Below are 22977 nucleotides of genomic sequence, written 5' to 3' on the forward strand. Positions count from 1 at the left end.
ATGAGTATAAATAATGCGGGAGGAAAAGATGCTTTTCACACCAAAAAATACTACCTTTGCAGTTTGCATATCAAAAATTGATTTTGAAAATTCATGCGCCTTTCAGAACTACAAACAGGACAAAGAGCATATATCACTAAAATAAACGGTAGCGGAGCTTTCCGTAAACGTATTCTTGAGATGGGATTTGTGCGCGGGCAGGAAGTGAAATCGATCCTCAACGCGCCGTTGAAAGATCCGATAAAGTACGGCATTATGGATTATGAGGTGTCGTTGCGCCGGAGTGAAGCCGTATTGGTGGAGATTTCTTACTTGAAGGAAGACACGCTTCGCTCTGAGTCCGATTTGCCCGAAGACGACAATAAGCCGCCTTTACCGGATGTAAGTCATGCAACCCCCCGCCATGCGGTTCCTTTGCGGAAAACCGATCCTAAAACCATTCACGTGGCGCTTGTCGGCAATCCGAATGCGGGAAAAACGTCTATTTTCAATCTGGCCTCCGGAAGCCATGAACATGTGGGGAATTACGGCGGAGTGACGGTCGATTTGAAAGAAGGAACCCTTAAACATAAGGGATATACCTTCCGGCTGATCGATTTGCCGGGCACGTATTCTTTGTCGGCTTATTCCCCCGAAGAATTGTATGTGCGGAAATATATCTTCGAAGAAAAGCCCGATGTGATTATCAATGTCGTTTCCGCTTCGGCCGTGGAACGGAATTTATATCTCACCACGGAATTGATCGAGTTGGAGACGCCGATGGTGGTCGCGCTGAATATGTTTGACGAGCTCGAAAAAAGCGGGCGCAAGTTCGACTATAAAAAGCTTTCGGCCATGCTCAATGTACCCATGATTCCCACTGTCGGGACAAAAGGCGTGGGTATTCCGCAGTTGCTTGAGGCGGTTATCGACCTGCATCAATCCGAAAAAAACGTTCCCCGGGAGAGTGTGAAGGTTCCCTACGGGAGAGTCTTGGAAAAATCTATCGGCGTTATGGAGCGGGAATTGCAGGAGGTCGATTTGGAACAGTTACACATGCCCAAGCGATATACGTGCGTCAAGTTATTGGAGGGAGACAAAGATGTAGAACAGGCGATCGCTGATTTGCCGAAATATGCCGGTATCGTTTCCCGGAGAGATAAGGAACGTAGTTACATCGAAAAACTGTTGAAAGAGGATCCCGAATCGGCGTTCACCAATGCGCGTTACGGATTTATTGCGGGGGCGTTGAAAGAGACGTTGGGCGCCCGGATTCATTTTTCGCTTACAACGACGAAACTCGATGCGATATTTGCCCATAAGTATTTGGGGTTGCCGTTGTTTTTCCTGTTTTTGTGGATTACTTTTGAAGCGACATTCCGTTTGGGACAGTACCCGATGGACTGGATTGAATGGCTGGTTGCTCAATTGGGGAATCTGCTTCGCAACGGGATGGCCGATGGGCCGTTGAAAGATTTGTTGGTCGACGGCATCATCGGTGGTGTGGGGAGTGTGATTGTTTTTCTGCCCAATATCATTATCCTCTATGCGTTTATCTCTTTTATGGAGGATTCGGGATACATGGCCCGAGCGGCCTTCATTATGGATAAACTCATGCATGCCATTGGGTTGCACGGGAAGTCTTTCATCCCGATGATCATGGGCTTCGGGTGCAATGTGCCGGCCATCATGGCGACACGAACCATAGAAAGCCGCAATAGCCGGATGATTACGATGTTGATTGTGCCCTTCATGTCGTGCAGCGCCCGGTTGCCGGTCTATATTTTGTTTGTGAGTGCATTCTTTCCGCGAAACGGCAGCTTTATTTTATTGGGATTGTATGCGGCCGGCATCTTAGTAGCCGTCCTTACGGCATTGCTGCTGCGGAAAAAAATATTTACGGAAGAAGATACGCCGTTTGTCATGGAACTTCCTCCTTATCGCAAGCCGACGTTCAAATCGGTTATTATTCACATGTGGGACCGCTCGAAGCATTACCTGCAAAAGATGGGAGGCCCGATATTGATTGCTTCCGTCATTATTTGGTTCTTAGGCTATTTTCCTCAAAATGAAAATCGCGATAAGGCGTTTGATCAGCAAATCGAGCAGATCGAATCTCGGGTTGCGCAAGGGCAAATCGATGAGGGGGAGAGAGAGAGTCTGGTTTCCGATATTGAGTACGTGCGCAATATGGAGCATCAGGAAAATTCGTATATCGGCAAGATTGGCAAGGCCATCGAACCGGTGATGCGTCCGCTCGGATTCGATTGGAAGATATCGGTGAGTTTGCTTTCGGGCATGGCGGCCAAAGAGATTGTCATCAGCACCATGGGAGTATTGTACACGGGCGATAGTGAAAATCAGGAGTCGTTGCAGACACGGCTTTCCTCGGAAAGATATGCCGATGGCTCGCCGGTGTTTACGCCGTTGGTGGTCGCCGGATTTTTATTGTTCGTACTGATTTATTTTCCCTGTATTGCGACGGTCGTGGCCATCAAGGAGGAAGCGCATTCATGGAAATGGGCGTTGTTCAGCGTGCTTTACTCGACCGGTTTGGCGTGGTTGGTTGCTTTTGCCGTATTTCAAATAGGGCAGTTTTTTATGTAAAAGAAGAACATTTATCCTTTTAACGTGTTTTGAAAATATGAATATACAATGGATAGTGGTTGGCCTGATTGGCCTCGCAGTCGTGGCTAAGGTCGGATACGAAATTTATAAGTTTTTCTTTGTCAAGAGGGATGACTCTTCTTATTGCGGCGGATGCCCCAGTTGCGGAGAGGTGAAGAAAGAGTTACGCTCACCGGCACATCATGAAAGCAGGTGAATGCTCAATTTATAACCATTTCCTTTTTGCAGTGTGATTTTCAGATTTGTATTTTCAGCCAGTAAAACCCGTAGGCGGCGGATGTAATTATTCAGGCTGTTTTCGTTGTATGATTCGGTGTTGCCTTCCCATGCCGCATAAAATAATTCTTCACGGGAAACAACCCGATCAAGGTTCGCCGTCAGTTTTTTCAATAACACATAGTCCATCGGGCGCAATTCTTTGATTATCCCATCTTCGGTTATAATAGCCCTGTTCCGGTTGTCCAGTAACATATTGCCGATACGTTCCGGCGCCCCGTCGTCTTCCTTATATCTGCCGTCTCGTTGGCGGGCAAACCGGTCGATATGCGCTGCCAGGAGTCTTACGGATAGCGGTTTATCGAGATAAGCCACCCCTCCTGCGTGTAATCCTTTTTCTTTCAGAGGTTCTTCGTGGTACGACGATATAAAAATAATAGGTAATGTGGGAAAAATCTCATACAGGTTGCGGCCCATCTCGATGCCGTTTTGCTTTCCGAGCATGACATCCAGTACCAATACATCCGGCTGCAAGCTACGGATGTTTTCGGTGATTCTTTCAACCGACGGGAAATAGCGGGTCTCATAGCCGCGTTCATTCAATTCTCTTACAAGTTGAGCGCCCAGTATCTTATCATCGTCTATAAGCAGTACATTTATTTTTGGCTTCGTCTTCATCGTTCGATTTGTTTAAATCTTTATTCAGGAAGGGCAATGGTAAACAACGAGCCTTTGCCCGGCTCACTTTCCGCCATAAGCGTACCGCCGTGCGCTTTGATAATATGAAAAGCATAATAGATTCCGATTCCGTTACCCTCTTTTTTGTCGGTGGTATAATAAGGATAGAAAAGATGCTTCAACTGTCGGCCCGTCATACCTGTACCGTTATCGGCGACCGTGATTTTTATGCGGTTATTATCCTTAAACGCGTGAAGGGTTACAATGGGACGGTCATCATTGTATTTCGCCGCATTCTCTATGAGCGTACGCAAAGCCGCCTCAAACAAGTCCGGTGAAACCCGTATGGCGAGTTCGCTGTCTGCTTGATTTTTAAACGTGATCTTTTTTTCGGGAAAAACCGCCCGCATTTCAGTTTCAATCTGTTCCAGCAGATCGTACACATATACCTCTTCTTTTTGATTATCCCGGATTTTTTGGATAGTTCGTCCCGATTGCAACATCCGTTTTATTTTATCAGACAAAAAAATCACGCGGTCGGCGCTAAGCGAGAGCGCTCCCCTCTTGGTAGCATCTGTTTCTTTTTCTTCCATGGACGTAAGCGTCAGGTACACGTATGCCAGCGGCGATTTCAAGTCGTGAATAGCGCCGCGGAACGATCGTTCCATGTTCGTCATCTCCCCCTGCCAGCGTTTCAACTTCGCCAGGAGAATAAGGAGCACACCGATAATAATTACAGAAGCGCAAAGGGATATAAGTGTCGCTATACCCATATTCCGCAAAGGGCCTTGTTCTGCGATACCATATTCGGCGCGCAGTATGTAGCGTGCTCCGGGATAGGCGATTATCCTTTCTGCCGTGTAACGCGCCGATAATGCTTTTTCGACGATAGGTAATGAGTAGGAAATGCTGTCGATCACCACATCTTCGTTGGAATAAAGCAGAAGGCTTCCCGACACCGTTTTGCCCATTTCTTCGGTGTGAGCGCGCAGTAAAGAATCCATGCGTGCCAGAGAAAATTTACCCGATCGTATCTGCATCAGGATAAACGCATTTTCTATCAATATCGGGGCGTTACTGTAACTGTTTATTTTTCCCAGGTCTATGATTTTCTCAGGATGGGATTTATCTTTCTCAGGAATGGAATCGAGACGGGCTGCATGGACATAAGGTTGCGACGACCGAAGAGAGAATGCAGAAGAAGAAACCGATTGGTTGAACGCCTTTTCAAATTCCTCCTTTTTATTTTCTTTCTTTTGATGAACGGCATTACCTATCCATATCGCCTGTGAGCCTATTAAAACCGCCAAGGCGAGTGCAGAAGCAAAAATATAAGGTGTCATTCTCCGTTTCATCATAATAAATTTTTTCTTCTTATTTCTCCTCCGAAAAAAAATCAAAACAGTTTCTAAGCAAAAGTAGCAAAATTGTGCTGATGTAAAAAAGTATTCTTCAATAAAATAGCAATTGAAAATCCTTTGCGAAAATTTCCTCTAATGTAGGCAGCTTCCCTTTAGCTTTACAATATATAGATTTTGTCTATATTATATATCGATTCTTTCGATGAAGAGATTATGTTGCGATTATATAACGTTCCGAAAACTCTTCCTAATATTGCAGCGTATACTATTATTCACAATTAATAATCAAAACAATGGAAGTATTCAATGCACAACAGCTGAACTCGGTAAAAGGCGGTTCTTCAGGAACTGAAAAAGAAGATGAAGATAATTCGATTATTGTCATTATCGATGGAGTACCCTATATTGTTACCCCGCATGGATTGAAGCCGGTAGTGGTACTAAAGTAATCCTCAATTTTGGAGAGATTCCGCTAAACGGCTCAAAACCGTTTGACGGATAAAATAATAATTCATGAAGTGCGAATAATTACGCCAAAAGGCAAAAAAACAAAACGATTATGGATTTAAATCTGATCTCTGCAATGCTCTCTGGTGAAGATGCGGAAGAAGTTCGCAAGGCTTTTGCGACGATCAACACGAAGTTGCCGTTCCTTTCCACGATGCAAAGCGCGGAAGTGAGCGGGGTATTTAAAGTGGGAAACAACTACCAGCCGTTCCTCGAATTGGCCAAAGAGGTGGTCGATACCCATCCCGAAATTCTGCCTGCGGTATTCAATAAGGACGAGTTCGGCAAGGATTATACGCTTTACAAGACGATTCAACCGCTTTCTATTGAAGCGGAAGAGGTAAGCGAAGGGTTGAAGAAGTCGGTGATGGCCGTCGGTGGCGACACCATTAATGCCGCGTTGGAGGTATACTCCGCCGTTAAGCAGCATAAGGACAAGGTGCCGGGGCTAAGCGTGCTTTACGAGGCGATGTTCGCATTCTTCAAAAGAACCCGGAGCAAAAAGGATGAGACGGGAAAATAAGGCTTTTTTGCGCTTCTATGTGCGGTGATAACACAAGCGGCAGGATAGTACAGAGTGTTCTCAAGCCACTTTCGAGCGGAATGCCGTTTTTTGATACATTAAATTACAGGGATATACGGATGAAGATGAAAACAAAAATAAGAATACTAAGGGAGAAAATAACCGGATGCCTGAGGCAAATGCTACATTTCTTTCCGTTACGGGAAATCCTGTTTGGTTTCCCGTCGGAAAAGGTTTACTGTCCCGTTAAGGATAGAATGCCGTTTCTTTTGCCGGAATTTCGCTTAGAGAAAAACATCGCTTCGGGAAATTTCTTCTTTTGTCATTCGTTGAAGCGTAACACATTCTTATGCCTCCTCGGCAAAAACAACTTGGACACATCCGGCTGCAGCCGTTTTTCTCAATTTCGACGGTCGCAGCCTAAACAGGAAAAACAGGATTTTTCCTGTTTAGAAATTGAGAGACAAGCGGAAAATCTGTATTTATACAAATTGTCCGCAAGTCGCTGAAGCAAGACAAAAATAGTAGGCGGCGCAGCAATCCCAACCGGTGTGTTGCCGGGAAACTGTATCAAAATGGGCGCGAATATTTCGAAAAGCGTGAAGAGTAGAAATAATATCCAAATAAATAAATTTATGAGAAAGAAATTAATCATTACTTTTGCTGCATTATGTATTACTTTAGCATCTTTCGCTTCTTTTAATTTTACAGCGAGTTGCGGTGCTCAGACGCAGACAGATTTTGGGAATCTATCCCCCGAACAGTACCAAAGCTATCTCCTGGAATTGGATGATATCCTTTGCAGTTAATGAAATTATAAAATAAGGGTATGTCCAAAGTGTTTTTTATTGGACAAATAAAGACTTCTATATACGATACATATACATGTCTATATTCTTAATCAACGTTTTTGACACACCCTATAAATATAAAACAAAATGAGTAAGTCATATCTGTTCGTAATACTTCTGTTATTTTGTGTTGTGGGGAGTCTTTTTTCCCAACAAATAACTTCTGCCTCTCCGGAAGTGATGCAGACGCTCATGACCGTTTCAAAAAGAATTAGGTTGGATACTTGTGTGCTTCAGGTCCAATACAGAATGCTGAGTGTAACCGATGCGAATAAGCCCGATAAAAAGAAAGACAATTTGATGCTCTTACAAATAGGGCTAAACATCTCAAAGTTTTCAGATTTTTTTGTGTTGCGAGGAGATTCCTTACGTGAGGTACATGCCGCCCAGAAAATAAACCTGGTGGAATCAACCAATAAATTGTTGCCTCTTTTAAAGGGAACTACTCCTTTGAATGTTTTTAAGAATTATCCGGCAGGAAAAATCACGGTTTTAGACAGAGTACCATTGAGTACTACCTATAAATATATTGAAGATAGGGAAAAGCCTGAGTGGAAAATGGAGCCGGGTAATTTAACCGTATGCGGATATGAGTGTCGGAAAGCGACAACCTCTTTTCGCGGGCGCCATTACACGGCTTGGTATGCTCCGGAAATAGCCGTCAGCGAAGGCCCGTGGAAGTTTTGGGGCTTGCCGGGATTGATACTCAAAGTGGAAGATGACCGGGGGCATTACACCTTTGAGGGAGTCGCCATAGAAAAAGCACGGGGAATCGTTCCTATATACATTTTAGACCAGACCTATATAAATACGACAAAAGCCCGCTTCAACAAAGCGCTAAAGAACTTTTACGATAATCCGGGCGGAACCATACAGGCATCTGGCGTTGTGCAAGGCGGTTTGCCGGATAACATTCAATCCCGCCCGTACAACCCGATAGAATTGACTGATGAATGAGTGGCCGGTATAGATTACTGTTTCCGTTGTTCTTTTTCCCGTTTATCGCCGTATCTCAAACGGCGATAAGAGGAAATATATCGGATGCGGAAAGCAAAAATCCGGTGGAAGGCGCCGTTATCAGTATCGTGGACGAGAGTAACGAAGTACTGTCGTATGGTGTATCTGACCGTAAAGGGGACTTCATGCTATCGGTAAACAGCCAATCGAATACATTCCGGCTGGTATGCCGGATGTTAGGATATTCGGACTACTCTCTATCGATAGAGAATAAAACACAGGAAGTACTTGTTGCATTAAATCCTTCCGCCATCGAACTGAAGGAAGTAACCATAAAAGCGACTCCCATAACCATCAAGGAAGACACCCTGGCCTACAGCGTGAGTGCGTTTAAAACAGCCGGAGACAGGACCATTGGCGATGTGCTGAAAAAGATGCCCGGCATCGAAGTGAAGCCAGGCGGGGGAATTGCATACCAGGGTGAACCGATTAATAAGTTTTATATTGAAGGGCTTGATTTATTGGAAAACAAATACGGAATTGCTACCAATAACGTTCCTGTCGATGCCGTCCTCAATGTGGAGGTTATTGAAAACCACCAACCCGTACAGTCGATAAAAGGAATGATCAGCAGTGCCCAAGCAGCGATAAACCTGAAATTGAGGGATGACAAAAAGGCGCGTCCCGTGGGAGGCGTAAGAGCGGGGGGCGGAAAATCCGATGAATGGAATTGGTTGTTAGAAGTCTTTACCCTGCTTGCGACAAAAAAGCGGCAAACCATAGCCATGTATAAGACAAACAATACGGGTTTGGACATAGGAATGGAATTGAATGAGCAAACGCTTTCCATGCAAGATTTGCAGGACCCCTCCTCCGGATTAGAGAAAGACTTATTGCTTCCTTCCGAATCCGGTAATCCGCCAATAGAACAAGAGCGGTATTTATTCAATAAAACCCATCTTGCTTCGGTCAATAATTTATGGAAAACGGGGGCTGACCGCCAGTTCCGTATAAATATCAATTATTTGAACGATGTTCAGCATGAAAACAGCTCCCTGAGGAGCGAATATTTTCTGCCCGACAGCACGTTGATTGTGATCGAGGATAATGCATTAAAAAAGAAACAACAACTCTTTTCGGGAACGCTTACGTATACCGACAACAGCTCTTCGTATTTTTTGGAAAACGCATTCAACTGGAAGATAAAACAATCGGAGAACCACTCGTCTGTTTTTACTTACAGCGACAGCGTAGAGCAGGATTTTCACACCCCTACGACATCTTTCCGGAATGAATTGAAGTACTTGCGCAAGTGGGGCGACCGGCTTTGGAATATCAATTCCTATGTTTCCTTTACCAATCAACCCGAGGCGTTGACAGTTTACAGGGATAATGCCATAAGCCGGCAGAATATTGATTTGTACGGCTTTTTCACCCGCAATAGCAGCTATTACTCGTGGTTTTGGGGCCGGTCGAGTATCCGCTTAAATGCATTGATGGAGGCTTCGCTGAATACTGTCGGGACAGACCTCGTATCTTCACTCGTAACCGACAGCCTGGCTTCTGACTTCCAATCAACCGCATTAATATTCGAATTGTCACCCGCATATACGTACAAAACTGAAAAAAGCAAGCTGGAACTTACCCTTCCTTTCCGTTATCAATCCATCGGTTATGACAACAAAAGGAAAAGTGACGGTACCCAAACCACCCATTATTTTTTGTACAATGCGCGAATAAGTTATAGCCGGACTTTCCATCCTTTTTTCTCCTCCCGCATAGCTTATCATTACCTGCAGAATACCGGCGATTATATGGATTATCTGGATAGTTACACTATGAAAAATTACCGTAATTACTTCATTTCATCGGGAGTAATCAGTTTGCGTAAAAGCCATACCTTGTCGCTAAGCCTGAATTACAAGAATCCGCTGAATAATTTATTCATCAATGCTGCGGCAGCATATATCCCCTCGGAAAGTAATAAAACCGCAGCCCGTCGTTTTGTCGGTGAAGTGTATATAAACAGTGAGATCCTAAAAGACAATCGGACAAATATATGGATGGGACGGTTTTATTTGGGCAAATATTTCAGCCATATCAAAACCAATATCGGATTAACGAGCGACTATCATTCTTCTCAACTATCCCGTTTCCAACAAGATGTTCTTTATCCGATGGAGGTCAATACCTTAAGGACAACAATCAGTGGAAATACAAAACTTTCCGATTGGTTGACTTTCGTGTATCGGTGCAATTGGGTTGAAACTGCTTCGTTAATAAAAGGCTCCGGCACATCTTATCAGTCGAGTTTCACTCAAATTGGTCAACAATTCAAGACTTACGTTTCGCTTTCGAAAAAACTCAGTTTCAATTTACAACTTGAACATACCTATAACGAAATAGGGAAAGATACGTCGGTTGATATATTTCTGGCAAATATAGCGGCGAGTTATAAACTGGAGAACGTCGATTTTGACTTGTCGTGGAATAACCTGTTCAATAAAAAAGAATATGCCTATTCATTTTTTAACGGATTGGAAACCTATATGTACAGATACGCTATCAGGCCAATGTCGGTAATCTTGACAGCGAGTTTTAAATACTAAGAATACAAATTAATTGGAAAAAATAATAACTTTATAAATACGTTAGAACAATTAGATTAAGTATGGATTTGAATCTGATCTCTGCAACGCTCTCTGGTGAAGATGCGGAAGAAGTTCGCGAAGCTTTTGCGACAATCAACACGAAGTTACCGTTCCTTTCCACGATGCAAAGCACGGAAGTGAGCGGGGTATTTAAAGTGGGAAACAACTACCAGCCGTTCCTCGAACTGGCCAAGGAAGTAGTCGACACCCACCCCGAAATTCTGCCGGCAGTGTTTAATGCAGCGGAGTTCGACAAGGATTATACGCTTTACAAAACGCTTCAACCCCTTTCCCTCCAAGCGGAAGAGATCAGCGAAGGATTGAAAAAGTCGGTGATGGCCGTCGGTGGCGACACCATCAATGCCGCGTTCGAGGTGTACACGGCCGTCAAGCAGCACAAGGACAAGGTGCCGGGGCTAAGCGTGTTTTACGAGGCAATGTCTGTGTTCTTCAAAAGGAACCGCGGCAAGACGTCCGAAACGAAAAAATAAGAGACGGCATCCTATCCGTGCGGGTAGATCACATAAGCGAGTATCGCCTGCCCGTTACGGAGCGTCTCCGGGCCATTACGGAATGTCTCACACGCATAATGGAGTGTCTCGGAGCCATTCAATAATGACAATTAGCCATTCCGTTATGTGCCGGAGACATAAATGAATGACTCAAACACCTACAATAATGGCTCGATGACATTCCATAATGACTCAGAGACATATAATAATGGCTGAAAGACATACAGGAGTGTCTGCCGGACATACATTAATGGGCAGAAGACATAACGGAATGTTGGCGAGACATATTCGAATGGTTTAGAAACATTCTGTAACAGATAGAAGATGTGACAACCTAATCAATAGTCTCAATAGAATCGATAAAAGATATATGGTAAAAACGGTCTCAGAAACCGCCGAACCTCCTCTCCCCTTTTGGGGGAAGCCGGAGGGGCTTTTTCCCTCGCCAGGAAGCAAAAACAATTGATCGAAGACGGGTGTACCCGGATGTTTCACTAAATGACAAGAAAAGGCGCTGCAAAGACAATCAAAACACGGTAAAGTCAATCTCCCACGCGATGGCAAACTAATTTTACCGGAAGCTGCCCAAAAGCGAAGAAAGTAGCGAGTAAGGAAGTATAGCCGACGGGCTGTATAGAATTAAACGTAGAATAAATCAATAAATTATGAACCTTTCTTTCCAATTAATCGGGAAGAATCAATAACTTTACAAATATGTTAGAAGAATTGAATTTAGAAGAAATGAGTGATATCAAAGGTGGATACGAGGAAGGAGTTTACGATGTTTATTGCAATGTTCTGCAAGAACAAGCCAATACAGTTGGAAAAGATTGGACTGATAAACAATGGGATCGATGGGGTGAACTCTATGAAAGCTACTGTATGAACTAAAAATTGATTTTTATCTACTCCTTTTAAAATTTAATTAAGAGGAGTAGATTGTATTAAATCGATAGACAATGATGAAATTTGTTCTTTTATTATTTGCTAGTTTATTCTTTTTTTTTAGTTCAGTCCTTTCTCAAAATATTATTTTAGAAGATGCTGAGTTGGAATGCATCTATTCGTTTGTGCTGCAAAAGGACACTCTATATAAGTCCAAACCGGTAGAGGATGATATGGTATTGCGTATCGGAAAAAATGTTTCACAGTTCTTCAGCAGGCACACTTTTTATAATGATTCCCTCTGGGCGGAAGATACGGAATTCGCCATGAAACTTTCAATTGAAACGCTCAATTCGGGAAACTTCACGAAAGGTCCCTACGTACGCACCACGCATGATTACATTTACAAAAATTATCCCGAAGGAAAACTTACAGTTATGAATAAAGATATGATTGTCGGTTTTGTATACGAAGAAGAATTGGCGCCCCAACAATGGACAATTTTAGAAGATTCCTTGAAACGGATTCTGGACTATTCCTGTGGATTGGCACGTTGCGATTTCAGAGGGAGAACCTATTTCGCATGGTTCACTGCCGATATTCCTTATGACGATGGGCCATGGAAGTTGAAGGGCCTGCCGGGTTTGATTTTGGAAGCGTACGATAAAAATAAGGATTATCATTATGTGATTGCATCCATTCAAAAGGATAACCTTACCCCGGTAACTTTTTACAATTACGATAATGAGCCCTATATAAAAACTACCCGGCACGAATACCTGAAAGCCTACATGGAATATCTGAAAGGAAAATCACGAAAAGAAATTGATTTGATAAACGATGTGATATGGAAAGGAAAAAAGAAAAGATATTTGGATAAAGGACCTCGGCGGGTATTATATGACTTTTTAGAACGGGATTATAAATAAATTATGCTATGAAACGGATTATCATTTGTGTTTTAGCGGGAGCGATACTCCCTTTATTTTGTTTTTCTCAAGAAAAAGTATTGGATCATGCTTCTTAAAATGTATGTATCATCACACTTATATGAATGATACGTTGGAACAAACTGTTCGTGAAGACTTACTTGTACTGCAAGTCGGCAAGAACATTTCGAAGAGTTATAGTTATTATACATACCAAAATGATTCGTTGTCGAAAACACCGGATGGGGAGAAAAAATGGAAAGAAATGTTCAATCAATCACTGAGAAATTTTCAAATACACCGGAATAGAGCGCAATTTCTGAATAGTTTTCCCCGAAAGCGATCTACCACATATGTGTATAAAAATTATCCCTCAGGGCAAGTTACCGTAACTGATGCGGTGGGCAGAGATCATGTGTTATACTCCGATACATTAAATGCCCAAAACTGGACGATAACAGATAGTATCAAGACTATATTGGACTATTCCTGTCAAATGGCTACTTGTCATTTCCGGGGAAGGGATTGGACAGCTTGGTTCACAGCAGATATTCCGGTAAGTGACGGACCTTGGAAATTCGGTGGATTGCCCGGTTTAATCATGGATGTTTCAGATAGAGGCAAACAATACGCTTTTACGATTATTGGTATAGAGAACATGAAACAGGAGCCTATTTTGTTTACTTCACCGATGGAAATAAATACATCTTATAAAGAAATAGATCGAAAAGAATTCTTAAAAGCTTATATGCGAAGTCTTGTTAATACCTCCGGGTTTATGGAGGCTGAAACAGGCGTATCATTCGGAAAAGACAAGCCTGTATATTATGATTTGATAGAACGTGATTATAAATAAGCCTTCCCTCGCCAGAAAGCAAAATAATTGATCGAAGACGGGTGTAACCCGGATGTTTCACTAAATGACAAGAAAAGGCGCTGCAAAGATAATGAAAACACGGTGAACTCAATATCCTACGCGATGGGAAAATGATTTTACCGGAAGCAGCTCGAAAGCGAAGAAAAGTAACTAGTAGGCGGTACAGCCGACGGCTGTATAGAACTAAACAAAGGATGAATCAATAAATTATGAACCTTTCTTTCCGATTAATCGAAAAGAATCAATAACATTATAACTATGTTAGAACAATTAGATTATCAAGAAATGAGTGAAATCAAAGGTGGTATATCAGCAGAAGAGTATTGTGCCATTCTCGATCAATTAATGGAAGACAATTGGGGCGGATGGAGTGATGGAAAAAAACATTCTGCATCATCAGCTTACGCAAAACATTGTTAATGTGAAATTGTGAAAGAGAGGAAAATCCTCTCTTTCCTTTAAGAGAAATTGGGTGCACTTATGTTGATTAAAATGAAATATTTAACTTCTTTATTAAGTATTATATTCATTACTGAAAGTCAATCGCAGGAATTGTTAGATAGAAGCTATTTACAATGCCAGTATAAGTATATCTGGCAATTCGATACATTGAAAAATGTTGTAAGAGATGATTTGTTGATATTACAAATCGGAAGTAACCTCTCAAAATGTTATAGTTATTATACCTCCCAATCTGACTCATTGGATGCAGCGCCTGACGGCAAAAATAAAAGGAGAATATTGACGAAAAAAGCAGTTAAAGATTACTTGAATCTTGGGATTTTTGAAGGAATTCCCTATAAGCGGATGAAGACGTATGTTTATAAGAACTATCCGAAAGGGAAAATGACAGTCACTGATGGAATTTCGACTCAATATTATAGATATGAGGATAAATTGCACGCTCAAAATTGGCAGATTTCGGATAGTACTAAAACCGTATTGGATTATCTGTGTCAAATGGCGGAATGTGATTTCAGGGGCAGACAATGGACGGCATGGTTTGCTGCTGATATTCCGGTAAGTGATGGCCCGTGGAAATTTGGAGGATTACCCGGTTTAATCATGGAAGTATATGATAAGGGAAGTCAATACCATTTCACAATTATCGGTCTGGAAAGAAGAAAAGATATTCCTATTGTCTTTACTTATTTTACAGATAGAGGAAAATATGAGCAGACAACTCGTAATACATTCCTGAAAACCGAAAAGAGGTACCTGATGGATTTAAGCAGTTATATCGAAATGGAAACAGGCATCGATTTAAGCGGCGGCTATCCGCAGAATGTTATGCGATATGATTTGATAGAACGGGATTACAAATAATGAATGAAAACGAAAATAGATATTTAGTCACTTTATTAACTCATTTCCTTAGGATATACGATGTTCCATACCGGGAAAAAGAAGTGGCGTTGGTGTTACTGTCGTCTCCTTCATTTCCTTCGGTTTTGTCGATTGTACAGACGTGCCTGTATTTTGGGTTGGAAACAAAGGCATATAAAGCAGATTTCAGGGGTCTTGAAAAAACTGAATCGCCTGCAATTGTTCATCTGAAAGAAAATGACACTGGAAAGTTTGTTTTGGTGAAAAAAGTAACGGCCAATAAAGTGATATGTTTCGATGCCATTACTTACCAAATAAAAGAAATCATAAAAGATGAATTTTGTGCCCGTTGGAGTGGTGTGCTTATTTTAGCTGAAAAAGGCTTGCCGCAACGTCAACGGAAAATAAATCAGTCAAAAATAACGAATAGATTGGGTGGTGTATATGGTTTAACCTTATTGGCGTTATCAAGCCTCTTTCTTTTCGAATTTCAGAATAATCGTTATGATTCCACGGAAATACTATATGCATTCAATCTCTGCGTACTGAAAATGGTGGGTATATGGCTGTCTATAAATCTGCTCAATCAGGAGTCCGGTAGCTTTTCCCCTTCCATAGACAGCTTTTGTCACAGCAAAGCATCCTTTGATTGCGATCAAGTACTTCATTCAAAAGCTTCGAAGATAGTAAAAAGCGTGACTTTAGCTGATGTGGGATTCGTTTATTTCTGCACGGGATTCATTTTACTGATAGTAAGTGTATATTCCGGACTCGTTGATAGTGTTATCACCTTTCTTTTTTGCTTATCTGTTTGCTGTATTCCTTTTATCTCCTTTTCTATCGGTTATCAAGGATTTGTTGTCAAGAAATGGTGCCCTTTATGCCTCAGTATAATGGGTGTGATTGTTCTGGAAGTTTTCTTGGTTGTTATATTCCCTTTAAAAATCACACTTACCGTTCCATTTATGACTATATTGTCCCTGCTGCTTTTTTCATTGGCTGTCAGCGTTATGGTTTTACTTTCCTTTAAAGAGTTTCTCCGAGAGCATTCAACACATTTTACAGATAAAATCAATGCTCTGAGATTTAAAAGGGATCCATTTATTCTTGCTACATTATTCAAACATCACGAGCGAACTTCTTTTTCTAAAAATAATGGGGTGATATCCATCGGAAATTCCGATTCGAAAATCTGCATCACGACATTGCTCAACCCCTTGTGTACTCCGTGTAAAAGACTGGTAACTGCACTTATGGATATGCGTGAAAAATTTCCTAATCACTTTTCATGGAATATACGTTTCGATGGCGTGAAAAGTCATGAATACAAAGAAATAAATCATATCCCCTTATATTTAATAGAAGTATGCAGAAATATAAATTCCGATGAAAAAAAGTTAGAAATTATAAGAGATTGGTACTCCGAACAATCCATAGAGAAATTTTCATCGATTTATTCATTACAGGAAATATCGAACGAAACGGTTGCTGATTTCTATTTCCAATGTGAAGAAAATAGCAAGTCGAATATAAAAAAAGTTCCGGCGATTTGGATGAATCATTACGAATTGCCACAGGGATATTCAGTTATAGATATCCCGTTCTTAATGACGGACCTGAATTTATTACAGCAGCTTACCGTGTAATAGTGTAAAAAAAGGAGAAAATATATGAGGAAGTATGTCATCGGTATAATCGTTTATCTCTTTACAATAGTCGTAAGTTACAGCCAGCCGGTTATGATTTCGGGGTTGGTAACCGAAAAGAGTTCGGGCGAACCATTGCCCGGCGTTCTGGTGACAGTGCGCTCGAAGGAAAACAAAATCATTCAGTTTACCCGTACTTCCGTAGAGGGCCGCTACGAAATATCTTTCGAGTCCTTTCCCGCGGAGCATACCCTGCATTTCTCCCTGATGAATTTTGCCGCTCAAAGCGTAACGCTCGAAACGAATCGGCAGGTGTACGATGTGCAATTGAGCGAACAGGCGACGGAATTGAAAGAGGTGATCGTGAAAGCACCTGGCATCCATCAACGTGGCGATACGATACGTTATGTAGTCTCGAGTTTTGCGGATGCACGGGATAAATCCCTGGCAGATGTGTTGAAGAAAATGCCGGGTATTGAAGTGGAAAAGAGCGGCGAAATCAAATTCAACGGAGTGTCGATTAATAAATTCTATATCGAAGGAAAAGATTTGTTGGGCGGGCGTTATGGCTTGGCAACGCAAAACGTACAGCAACAGGATGTGGGCAGCGTGGAAGTGATGGAAAACCATCAACCGTTAAAGGCGTTGGAAGATATTTCGTTCTCTCAGAATCCGGCAATCAATATCCGCTTAAAAGAAGATGCCAAAGCCCGATGGGTGGGTACCGTCAAAGCCGGTGCTGGCTTAAGCCCGTTTCTCTGGAATATAGAACTGGCCCTTATGCGCTTCAAGAAAAATGCGCAAACGCTGAACACCTATAAAACGAATAATACCGGCGAGGACTTGATACGCGAAACGCAGTCGTTTTCCATCGATGAAATACTCAGTCAATTCTCCAAGAATTACCGTCTCGCGGACAATGTCAATGTCTCCCCCGGCTCTCTTGCGGAGCTCGATGCCGAACGTACGCGCTTTAACAAGACCCACATGATGAGTACTAATAACCTCTGGTCGCTGGGGAAGAATTATGACCTTACTTCTCAAATCACTTACACCAACACCCGGCTTACGTCCGATAATTCTTCGGTAACTGCTTATTTCTTGCAGGATTCAATACTGACGGAGGAGAAAACCGAACATGGATATAACCGCCAAAACCGGTTGTCGGGCGACGTAACCCTTTCGGCAAACACCTCGTCTTATTATTTCAAAAATAAACTCTCTACCGATCTCCGGTGGAATGATACGGATATCGACATTGCGGGAACCTATTCCAACCGGCAATCGGCTTCCCTTACATACCGTAGCATAGCCAATGATTTGGAACTGTTGAAGCGCACTGGGAAACAGGCTTACACGATTCACTCATTCAATTTGTATCAAACCAAGCCACAGGATTTAACGGTGACAAGGGACGGAGAGGCACAGGAACAGCAGGTCTTGTCTTCGGCTTTTTACACGAATACGAATACCTCGCTGGCTTTTTACCTGAAGCCATTTACTGTTTCCCTGAAGCTGGGGATAATAGGAGTTGCGCGGTCTTTGGAAAGTACTCTTACCGGGGTGTCCGATACGATTGGCCGATTGGATAATGACTTGTCGGTGCGCTATCTGAATCTCTATGCATCGCCGGAGGTGGAATATAAAAACGGCGGATTCGAAGCGAAATTCGATATGCCTGTTTCCTTTCTCTCTTATCAATACCGGAATCGTCTCACGGAAGAAAAAGAACCGACTTCCCGTTTTTTACTCTCCCCCGGACTATATATGCGATATCATGTTACTTCGCGGTTGTCGGCCTCCGTTTCGGGACGTCTGTCACAGAGTCCCGTAGAAGAACAGTCCTTTTATGAAGGAGTAATCCTGCAAAATTACCGTAGTCTTGCACGGGGATTGATCGATTATGAAACGGGCACCCAAAAGTCCCTGACTTTAAGCACATCGTATAAAAACCCGTTGAAAGCATTTTTTGCCAATGCCTCCGTGATGCGCTCTTGGAGTTACTCCCCGCGTATCTCCGACCGTTCTTTTATAGATGATTTCATCCTGTATACCTATATTTCTCAGCCCCATTATTCCGATGTCTGGATGTTGAACGGCAATGTGAGCAAAGGAATCGATGCCATCAGGGGCATGGTGTCGGTACGGTCGTCTTATCTGTTTTCCGGAGCTTCCATGTTTCAAAACGGTATTGAGACGCCCTATTCTTCGGATTTATGGACAGTCTCCCCGAAGATAAATTCCCGTTTTTCCGATTGGGGCGGCTTTGTGTATGAATTGGAGTTTTCGCGCAACCGGCTGAGTTTAACAAACAGCGAAACAGAATCTTCCTATACAAATCTTTCTCAAAAATTAACGTGCCATATAACCCCTTTCAAAACGTGGTCGTTAGAACTTGTGGGAGAACATTACTATAATGAAATTACCGCTGATGTTTCCAAACACTTTTTCCTTTCCGATGCCGCATTTACCTATAGCTTTAGGGGCGGGTGGGAGTTGAATCTGTCCGTCACGAATATTTTTAATCAACGCATATATGCATATACGCTTTTTGACGGTTTGACGAGTATGGTGAGAGAATACCGTATACGTCCGCGTAATTTTCTGGCAAGTGTCTTTTTTCGATTTTAAGTAGAAAAATTATGTCTTTTCCCTTCACCCGCCAACCCGATGCAATGGACTGCGGCCCGGCGTGCCTGAGCATGATCGCCCGGCATTACGGGCGTAACTAATGGATAGCTTCCCTTTATCTCTGCGGTATATAGATTTCGCCTATACTATATATCGATTCTTTCGATGAAGAGATTATGTTGCGATTATATAACGTTCCGAAAACTCTTCCTAATATTGCAGCGTATACTATTATTCACAATTAATAACCAAAACAATGGAAGTATTCAATGCACAACAGCTGAACTCGGTAAAAGGCGGTTCTTCAGGAACTGAAAAAGAAGATGAAGATAATTCGATTATTGTCATTATCGATGGAGTACCTTATATTGTTACCCCGCATGGATTGAAGCCGGTAGCCGTATTAAAGTAATTCTGAGTTATAGAGAAATTCTGCTAAACGGCTCAAAACCGTCTGAGGGATAAATTAATGGGCAGAAGACATAACGGAATGTTCACGAGACATAAAAAAGGGTTCGTCATTGCGGGTTTGACTCGCAATCCCCCTGTTGAGAATGCATTCAACACGGAATGACAGTTTTTTTGATAAAAGCAAGTTTACGGATGAAGGTAAAAATAAGGATAGGAATATTGAGGTGGAAGATAACCGGATGCCTGAGGCGGATGTTGCGTTTCTTCCCGTTACGGAAAATCAGAGGAGGTTTCCGGACGGAGAACATTTGTCGTCCGGTTTCAGGAGAAATTCCTTTCTTTTTACCTACATGTTGCTTAGCGAAGAAACCTACGCCGGGAAATTCCTTCCCATGTTGTTTGTTGAAACATAATACCTTCTTACACCTCCTCGGCAAAAACAACTTGGACACATCCGGCTGCAGCCGTTTTTCTCAATTTCGACGGTCGCAGCCTAAACAGGAAAAACAGGATTTTTCCTGTTTAGAAATTGAGAGACAAGCGGAAAATCTGTATTTATACAAATTGTCCGCAAGTCGCTGAAGCGAAGATAAAAAATAGTAGGCGGCGCAGCAATCCCAACCGGTGTGTTGCCGGGAAGCTGTTTCAAACAATGGGCGAGGAGTTCGAAAAGCGTGACGAGTAGAAAAAAACCAAATATTTAAACAATATGAAATCAAGCAAAGAATCTATAGACTTAATACTATCTCTTGATAATATATTTCTTTCAAATGATGATTTGATTGAAATCAAGGGAGGAAATAATGAAATTATGGGCTGTGGTGTCGGCTGTGGAGCCGGTTGTGGAGGTGGTTGCTCGGGATGTAGTAAGCCAGTAAAACCAACGAATCCCGTTTTAGTTTAATCATTCGAACAAATGTAGGAAAAGAATATTTTGATTTTCTTTTCCTACATTTGTGTTTATAATCCTATCCTATACAAAATCGTTAACTGGTATGAATAAATTTACACTTTTAATATACTTACTTTTCTGGTGTTCATTAAATATAAATTCCCAAGATAATATTATTCAGGGTAAAATAATAAATAATAATGGACTACCACTTGAGTTTGCCAATGTAACGCTACATTCATTACCTGACTCTGCATTAATAACCGGAACAATAACCGACAATAATGGAGCGTTTACACTCACTGCAAAAAAAATAGCAAATAATTTTTTAAAAATATCATTTATCGGATATAAAACACGATACTTAACAGATGAATCGAGGCAAACCATTACGTTACAGGAAAATGATGCAAATTTAGGAGAGGTCTCGATAAAAGTTATTCGCCCAAAAGTGACTTTCAAAAACGATCGTTTCGATATAAAAATAGAAAATAGCTTGGCTGCAAAAGGCAATACGATCGAGTCCCTTTTGCAACAGCTCCCCGGGGTATGGGTTACTTCTGACGGAGGTATTTTAATTAATGGGTTGTCTGGAGTGCAGGTCATTATTGACGATCGTCCTATCAGACTCTCAGGAGCATCTCTGATGAGATATTTGAGTTCATTCCGATCAGAAAATATTAGTAGGATAGAAGTGATTCAAAGGCCCTCGGCAATGTATGAAGCAGAAGGAAATGGAATAATCCGTATTATTACCAAAAAAAATATAGATGAAGGCATAAGTGGAACGATCAGTACAAAAACAGATATACAACGTTTCGCAGGAATCTCTCCTTTTCTTTCGTTACAATATTACAAAGGAGACTTTGGAGCCAATGTTTCATTAAACGGAGAGAAATCAAAATGGTTGCTCCTTTCAAATAATTATGCTAAAGATATTCAACAGGAAATTGAATACGAAACAGAATTAAAAGATACGATTTTCGATAAAAACTATTCTCTAAACGTTGATTTGTTTTATAAAATTAATAGAAAAAATAATATAGCTTTTAATGTCAATTATTTATATTGGGCTAAAGATGAATGTATTACCGGTGAAACAAATATAAATGGTGAAAATAAATCAGCAATATGGCAAACAGTAATCGACCAAAAAGATTTACAAAATATGAACAATTATTCATTTACGGTCAACTATGATTTATTGTTGGATTCTACGGGAACGAAAAAAATTACCTTTCTTTCCGATTATGTTAATCAGTACAAATATAATTCCAAGAGCTATTATAATTATCATAATTATGATTTACAGGATAATCTTATTTTAACAGAAGATATTCTTAATGATCAGGAGAGCCCTTTTCAAATGCTTTCTACAGAAATTAATTACCATCATTCCGTTACTTCAAAAAGTATTTTAACGACCGGAATAAAATACAGCAATTCATTTGTTAATAATATCTTAACTAGTTATGAGGAATTGTCAGATGAATGGATAATAGATAATTCAATAGGTTATAAATATGAATATAATGAAAAACTTATTTCAACTTTTATCCAATATAATATAAGTAAAACCCGGTGGAGTTTTATTGGAGGCTTAAGAGGAGAATATACCTTTAGCCAGATCGAAAATGTCAGATCAACAGAAGAGAAAAGCAATCTATTCCCATCATTTTATTTTAACTATAATCTAAATGATAAGAATAAGTTGGGATTTTCCTATACTCAAAGAATACAAAGGATTAATTATTTGCAACTACTTCCGAAACGTTATTATACCTCCAGATACAACATAGTAGAAGGAAATCCGCTGTTAAGTCCTAACATCATAAATAATATTGGGATAAACTATAATTACAAGGGAAAATATTATTTTTCATTATCGTACCGATGGAGTAACAATGCCATAAGCGCATTTAATAAAAATGAAACAATCAATAATGAATCTATAATTATATCTTCGTATGTAGATGGCGTAAAAACGAATAATTTTAATTTCAATGCGTATATACCTGTAAACATAACATCATGGTGGAGTGCTCTAAATCAATTAAATATAAACCACAGTTGTTATCAAGCTGTGATGTTGCCAATATTTTCAGTTTTCAGTTATGATTTGTTTTCCCAACACACATTCTATATACCCGGAAATATCCGTGGAGAAATTCTATACCGCTATATTTCACGATCAAAAAATGGTTATTCAGAAAGTTATCCATATCATTTACTAAATATGGCTGTTTATAAATCATTTTTCAAAGATAGATTGAGTGTGAAAGTGGAAGCACAAAGAATGCTTTATAACCAAAAAATGGGATCAAGAAATGAAACGCCCAGTGTTATTGCTCAAAAACAAACGTATTATAGCAAATTGCCATTTTTTGCATTTACATTGTCTTACTCTTTTAGTAAAGGAAAGGCTAAAAAATTTCAGCATATCCAATCTAGCAATGAACAAGAAAAATCAAGAACAAATTAAATCCAATCGAAAAATGAAAAAAAAGTAATTACAAT

General features: G+C 41.0%; 20 protein-coding genes. 18 read left to right on the forward strand and 2 right to left on the reverse strand.

Annotated elements, in window-relative coordinates:
* Nucleotides 1–93 precede the first annotated feature (93 nt).
* On the forward strand, nt 94–2586 hold the full coding sequence (gene feoB, locus ABNK31_RS17365; protein ID WP_418893679.1) for a ferrous iron transport protein B: 2493 nt from the start codon (nt 94–96) through the stop codon (nt 2584–2586).
* A gap of 37 nt (nt 2587–2623) precedes the next feature.
* A complete protein-coding gene (locus tag ABNK31_RS17370) occupies nt 2624–2803 on the forward strand; it encodes a FeoB-associated Cys-rich membrane protein (RefSeq protein ID WP_418893680.1) in 180 nt (59 codons plus the stop codon).
* Here the strand turns inward: ABNK31_RS17370 and ABNK31_RS17375 are convergent.
* Complete coding sequence (locus ABNK31_RS17375) at nt 2788–3501, reverse strand: response regulator transcription factor (RefSeq protein WP_418893681.1); 714 nt, start codon at nt 3499–3501, stop codon at nt 2788–2790. The two genes, ABNK31_RS17370 and ABNK31_RS17375, sit on opposite strands and share 16 nt — an antisense overlap.
* A gap of 20 nt (nt 3502–3521) precedes the next feature.
* Nucleotides 3522–4859: a sensor histidine kinase gene (locus tag ABNK31_RS17380; RefSeq protein ID WP_418893682.1), complete on the reverse strand. Its 1338-nt coding sequence runs from the start codon at nt 4857–4859 to the stop codon at nt 3522–3524.
* Nucleotides 4860–5155: 296 nt separating this feature from the next.
* Here ABNK31_RS17380 and ABNK31_RS17385 point away from each other — a divergent pair, with 296 nt between their 5' ends.
* The 16 genes from ABNK31_RS17385 (at nt 5156) to ABNK31_RS17460 (ending at nt 22942) form a co-directional block, all read left to right on the forward strand.
* Nucleotides 5156–5311, forward strand: a complete 156-nt coding sequence (locus ABNK31_RS17385) for a hypothetical protein (RefSeq protein WP_418893683.1) — start codon at nt 5156–5158, stop codon at nt 5309–5311.
* Nucleotides 5312–5421: 110 nt separating this feature from the next.
* Nucleotides 5422–5892: a hypothetical protein gene (locus tag ABNK31_RS17390; RefSeq protein WP_321579729.1), complete on the forward strand. Its 471-nt coding sequence runs from the start codon at nt 5422–5424 to the stop codon at nt 5890–5892.
* Nucleotides 5893–6830: 938 nt separating this feature from the next.
* On the forward strand, nt 6831–7700 hold the full coding sequence (locus ABNK31_RS17395) for a GLPGLI family protein (protein WP_418893684.1): 870 nt from the start codon (nt 6831–6833) through the stop codon (nt 7698–7700).
* A complete protein-coding gene (locus ABNK31_RS17400) occupies nt 7697–10309 on the forward strand; it encodes a carboxypeptidase-like regulatory domain-containing protein (RefSeq protein WP_418893685.1) in 2613 nt (870 codons plus the stop codon). The genes ABNK31_RS17395 and ABNK31_RS17400 overlap by 4 nt, the downstream gene beginning before the upstream one ends.
* A 62-nt stretch (nt 10310–10371) precedes the next feature.
* A complete protein-coding gene (locus ABNK31_RS17405) occupies nt 10372–10842 on the forward strand; it encodes a hypothetical protein (protein WP_321579730.1) in 471 nt (156 codons plus the stop codon).
* Between the two features lie 735 nt (nt 10843–11577).
* Nucleotides 11578–11754 (forward strand): hypothetical protein, encoded by a 177-nt coding sequence (locus ABNK31_RS17410; protein ID WP_418893686.1) that lies wholly within the window; start codon nt 11578–11580, stop codon nt 11752–11754.
* A 68-nt stretch (nt 11755–11822) separates the two neighbouring features.
* Nucleotides 11823–12677, forward strand: a complete 855-nt coding sequence (locus ABNK31_RS17415) for a GLPGLI family protein (RefSeq protein ID WP_418893687.1) — start codon at nt 11823–11825, stop codon at nt 12675–12677.
* 58 nt (nt 12678–12735) lie between these two features.
* Complete coding sequence (locus ABNK31_RS17420) at nt 12736–13533, forward strand: GLPGLI family protein (RefSeq protein WP_418893688.1); 798 nt, start codon at nt 12736–12738, stop codon at nt 13531–13533.
* A 279-nt stretch (nt 13534–13812) separates the two neighbouring features.
* Nucleotides 13813–13974: a hypothetical protein gene (locus tag ABNK31_RS17425; RefSeq protein WP_418893689.1), complete on the forward strand. Its 162-nt coding sequence runs from the start codon at nt 13813–13815 to the stop codon at nt 13972–13974.
* Between the two features lie 72 nt (nt 13975–14046).
* Entirely contained in the window at nt 14047–14880 is an 834-nt protein-coding gene (locus ABNK31_RS17430; RefSeq protein WP_418893690.1) for a GLPGLI family protein, read from the forward strand.
* Nucleotides 14880–16526, forward strand: a complete 1647-nt coding sequence (locus ABNK31_RS17435; RefSeq protein ID WP_418893691.1) for a cysteine peptidase family C39 domain-containing protein — start codon at nt 14880–14882, stop codon at nt 16524–16526. The genes ABNK31_RS17430 and ABNK31_RS17435 overlap by 1 nt, the downstream gene beginning before the upstream one ends.
* Before the next feature lie 24 nt (nt 16527–16550).
* The gene (locus ABNK31_RS17440; protein WP_418893692.1) at nt 16551–19157 is read left to right on the forward strand and encodes a carboxypeptidase-like regulatory domain-containing protein; all 2607 of its coding nucleotides are present in this window, start codon (nt 16551–16553) and stop codon (nt 19155–19157) included.
* Nucleotides 19158–19168: 11 nt separating this feature from the next.
* Entirely contained in the window at nt 19169–19258 is a 90-nt protein-coding gene (locus ABNK31_RS17445; protein ID WP_418893693.1) for a cysteine peptidase family C39 domain-containing protein, read from the forward strand.
* Nucleotides 19259–19413: 155 nt separating this feature from the next.
* Complete coding sequence (locus tag ABNK31_RS17450) at nt 19414–19569, forward strand: hypothetical protein (protein WP_418893694.1); 156 nt, start codon at nt 19414–19416, stop codon at nt 19567–19569.
* Nucleotides 19570–20277: 708 nt separating this feature from the next.
* Nucleotides 20278–20472 (forward strand): hypothetical protein, encoded by a 195-nt coding sequence (locus ABNK31_RS17455; protein WP_418893695.1) that lies wholly within the window; start codon nt 20278–20280, stop codon nt 20470–20472.
* A 91-nt stretch (nt 20473–20563) separates the two neighbouring features.
* The gene (locus tag ABNK31_RS17460) at nt 20564–22942 is read left to right on the forward strand and encodes an outer membrane beta-barrel protein (RefSeq protein WP_418893696.1); all 2379 of its coding nucleotides are present in this window, start codon (nt 20564–20566) and stop codon (nt 22940–22942) included.
* Nucleotides 22943–22977 lie beyond the last annotated feature (35 nt).

Source organism: Limibacterium fermenti (genome assembly GCF_041902845.1).
Taxonomy (GTDB): Bacteria; Bacteroidota; Bacteroidia; order Bacteroidales; family Dysgonomonadaceae; genus Limibacterium; species Limibacterium fermenti.

Excerpts from the sequence above, each read along its gene's own strand:
- ABNK31_RS17425 (WP_418893689.1), top strand. The coding sequence starts at position 13,813 with ATGTTAGAACAATTAGATTATCAAGAAATGAGTGAAATCAAAGGTGGT.
- ABNK31_RS17385 (WP_418893683.1), top strand. The coding sequence starts at position 5,156 with ATGGAAGTATTCAATGCACAACAGCTGAACTCGGTAAAAGGCGGTTCT.
- ABNK31_RS17405 (WP_321579730.1), top strand. The coding sequence starts at position 10,372 with ATGGATTTGAATCTGATCTCTGCAACGCTCTCTGGTGAAGATGCGGAA.
- ABNK31_RS17410 (WP_418893686.1), top strand. The coding sequence starts at position 11,578 with ATGTTAGAAGAATTGAATTTAGAAGAAATGAGTGATATCAAAGGTGGA.
- ABNK31_RS17460 (WP_418893696.1), top strand. The coding sequence starts at position 20,564 with ATGAATAAATTTACACTTTTAATATACTTACTTTTCTGGTGTTCATTA.
- ABNK31_RS17445 (WP_418893693.1), top strand. The coding sequence starts at position 19,169 with ATGTCTTTTCCCTTCACCCGCCAACCCGATGCAATGGACTGCGGCCCG.
- ABNK31_RS17430 (WP_418893690.1), top strand. The coding sequence starts at position 14,047 with ATGAAATATTTAACTTCTTTATTAAGTATTATATTCATTACTGAAAGT.
- feoB (WP_418893679.1), top strand. The coding sequence starts at position 94 with ATGCGCCTTTCAGAACTACAAACAGGACAAAGAGCATATATCACTAAA.
- ABNK31_RS17440 (WP_418893692.1), top strand. The coding sequence starts at position 16,551 with ATGAGGAAGTATGTCATCGGTATAATCGTTTATCTCTTTACAATAGTC.
- ABNK31_RS17435 (WP_418893691.1), top strand. The coding sequence starts at position 14,880 with ATGAATGAAAACGAAAATAGATATTTAGTCACTTTATTAACTCATTTC.
- ABNK31_RS17370 (WP_418893680.1), top strand. The coding sequence starts at position 2,624 with ATGAATATACAATGGATAGTGGTTGGCCTGATTGGCCTCGCAGTCGTG.
- ABNK31_RS17450 (WP_418893694.1), top strand. The coding sequence starts at position 19,414 with ATGGAAGTATTCAATGCACAACAGCTGAACTCGGTAAAAGGCGGTTCT.
- ABNK31_RS17400 (WP_418893685.1), top strand. The coding sequence starts at position 7,697 with ATGAGTGGCCGGTATAGATTACTGTTTCCGTTGTTCTTTTTCCCGTTT.
- ABNK31_RS17455 (WP_418893695.1), top strand. The coding sequence starts at position 20,278 with ATGAAATCAAGCAAAGAATCTATAGACTTAATACTATCTCTTGATAAT.
- ABNK31_RS17415 (WP_418893687.1), top strand. The coding sequence starts at position 11,823 with ATGATGAAATTTGTTCTTTTATTATTTGCTAGTTTATTCTTTTTTTTT.
- ABNK31_RS17375 (WP_418893681.1), bottom strand. The coding sequence starts at position 3,501 with ATGAAGACGAAGCCAAAAATAAATGTACTGCTTATAGACGATGATAAG.
- ABNK31_RS17390 (WP_321579729.1), top strand. The coding sequence starts at position 5,422 with ATGGATTTAAATCTGATCTCTGCAATGCTCTCTGGTGAAGATGCGGAA.
- ABNK31_RS17380 (WP_418893682.1), bottom strand. The coding sequence starts at position 4,859 with ATGATGAAACGGAGAATGACACCTTATATTTTTGCTTCTGCACTCGCC.
- ABNK31_RS17395 (WP_418893684.1), top strand. The coding sequence starts at position 6,831 with ATGAGTAAGTCATATCTGTTCGTAATACTTCTGTTATTTTGTGTTGTG.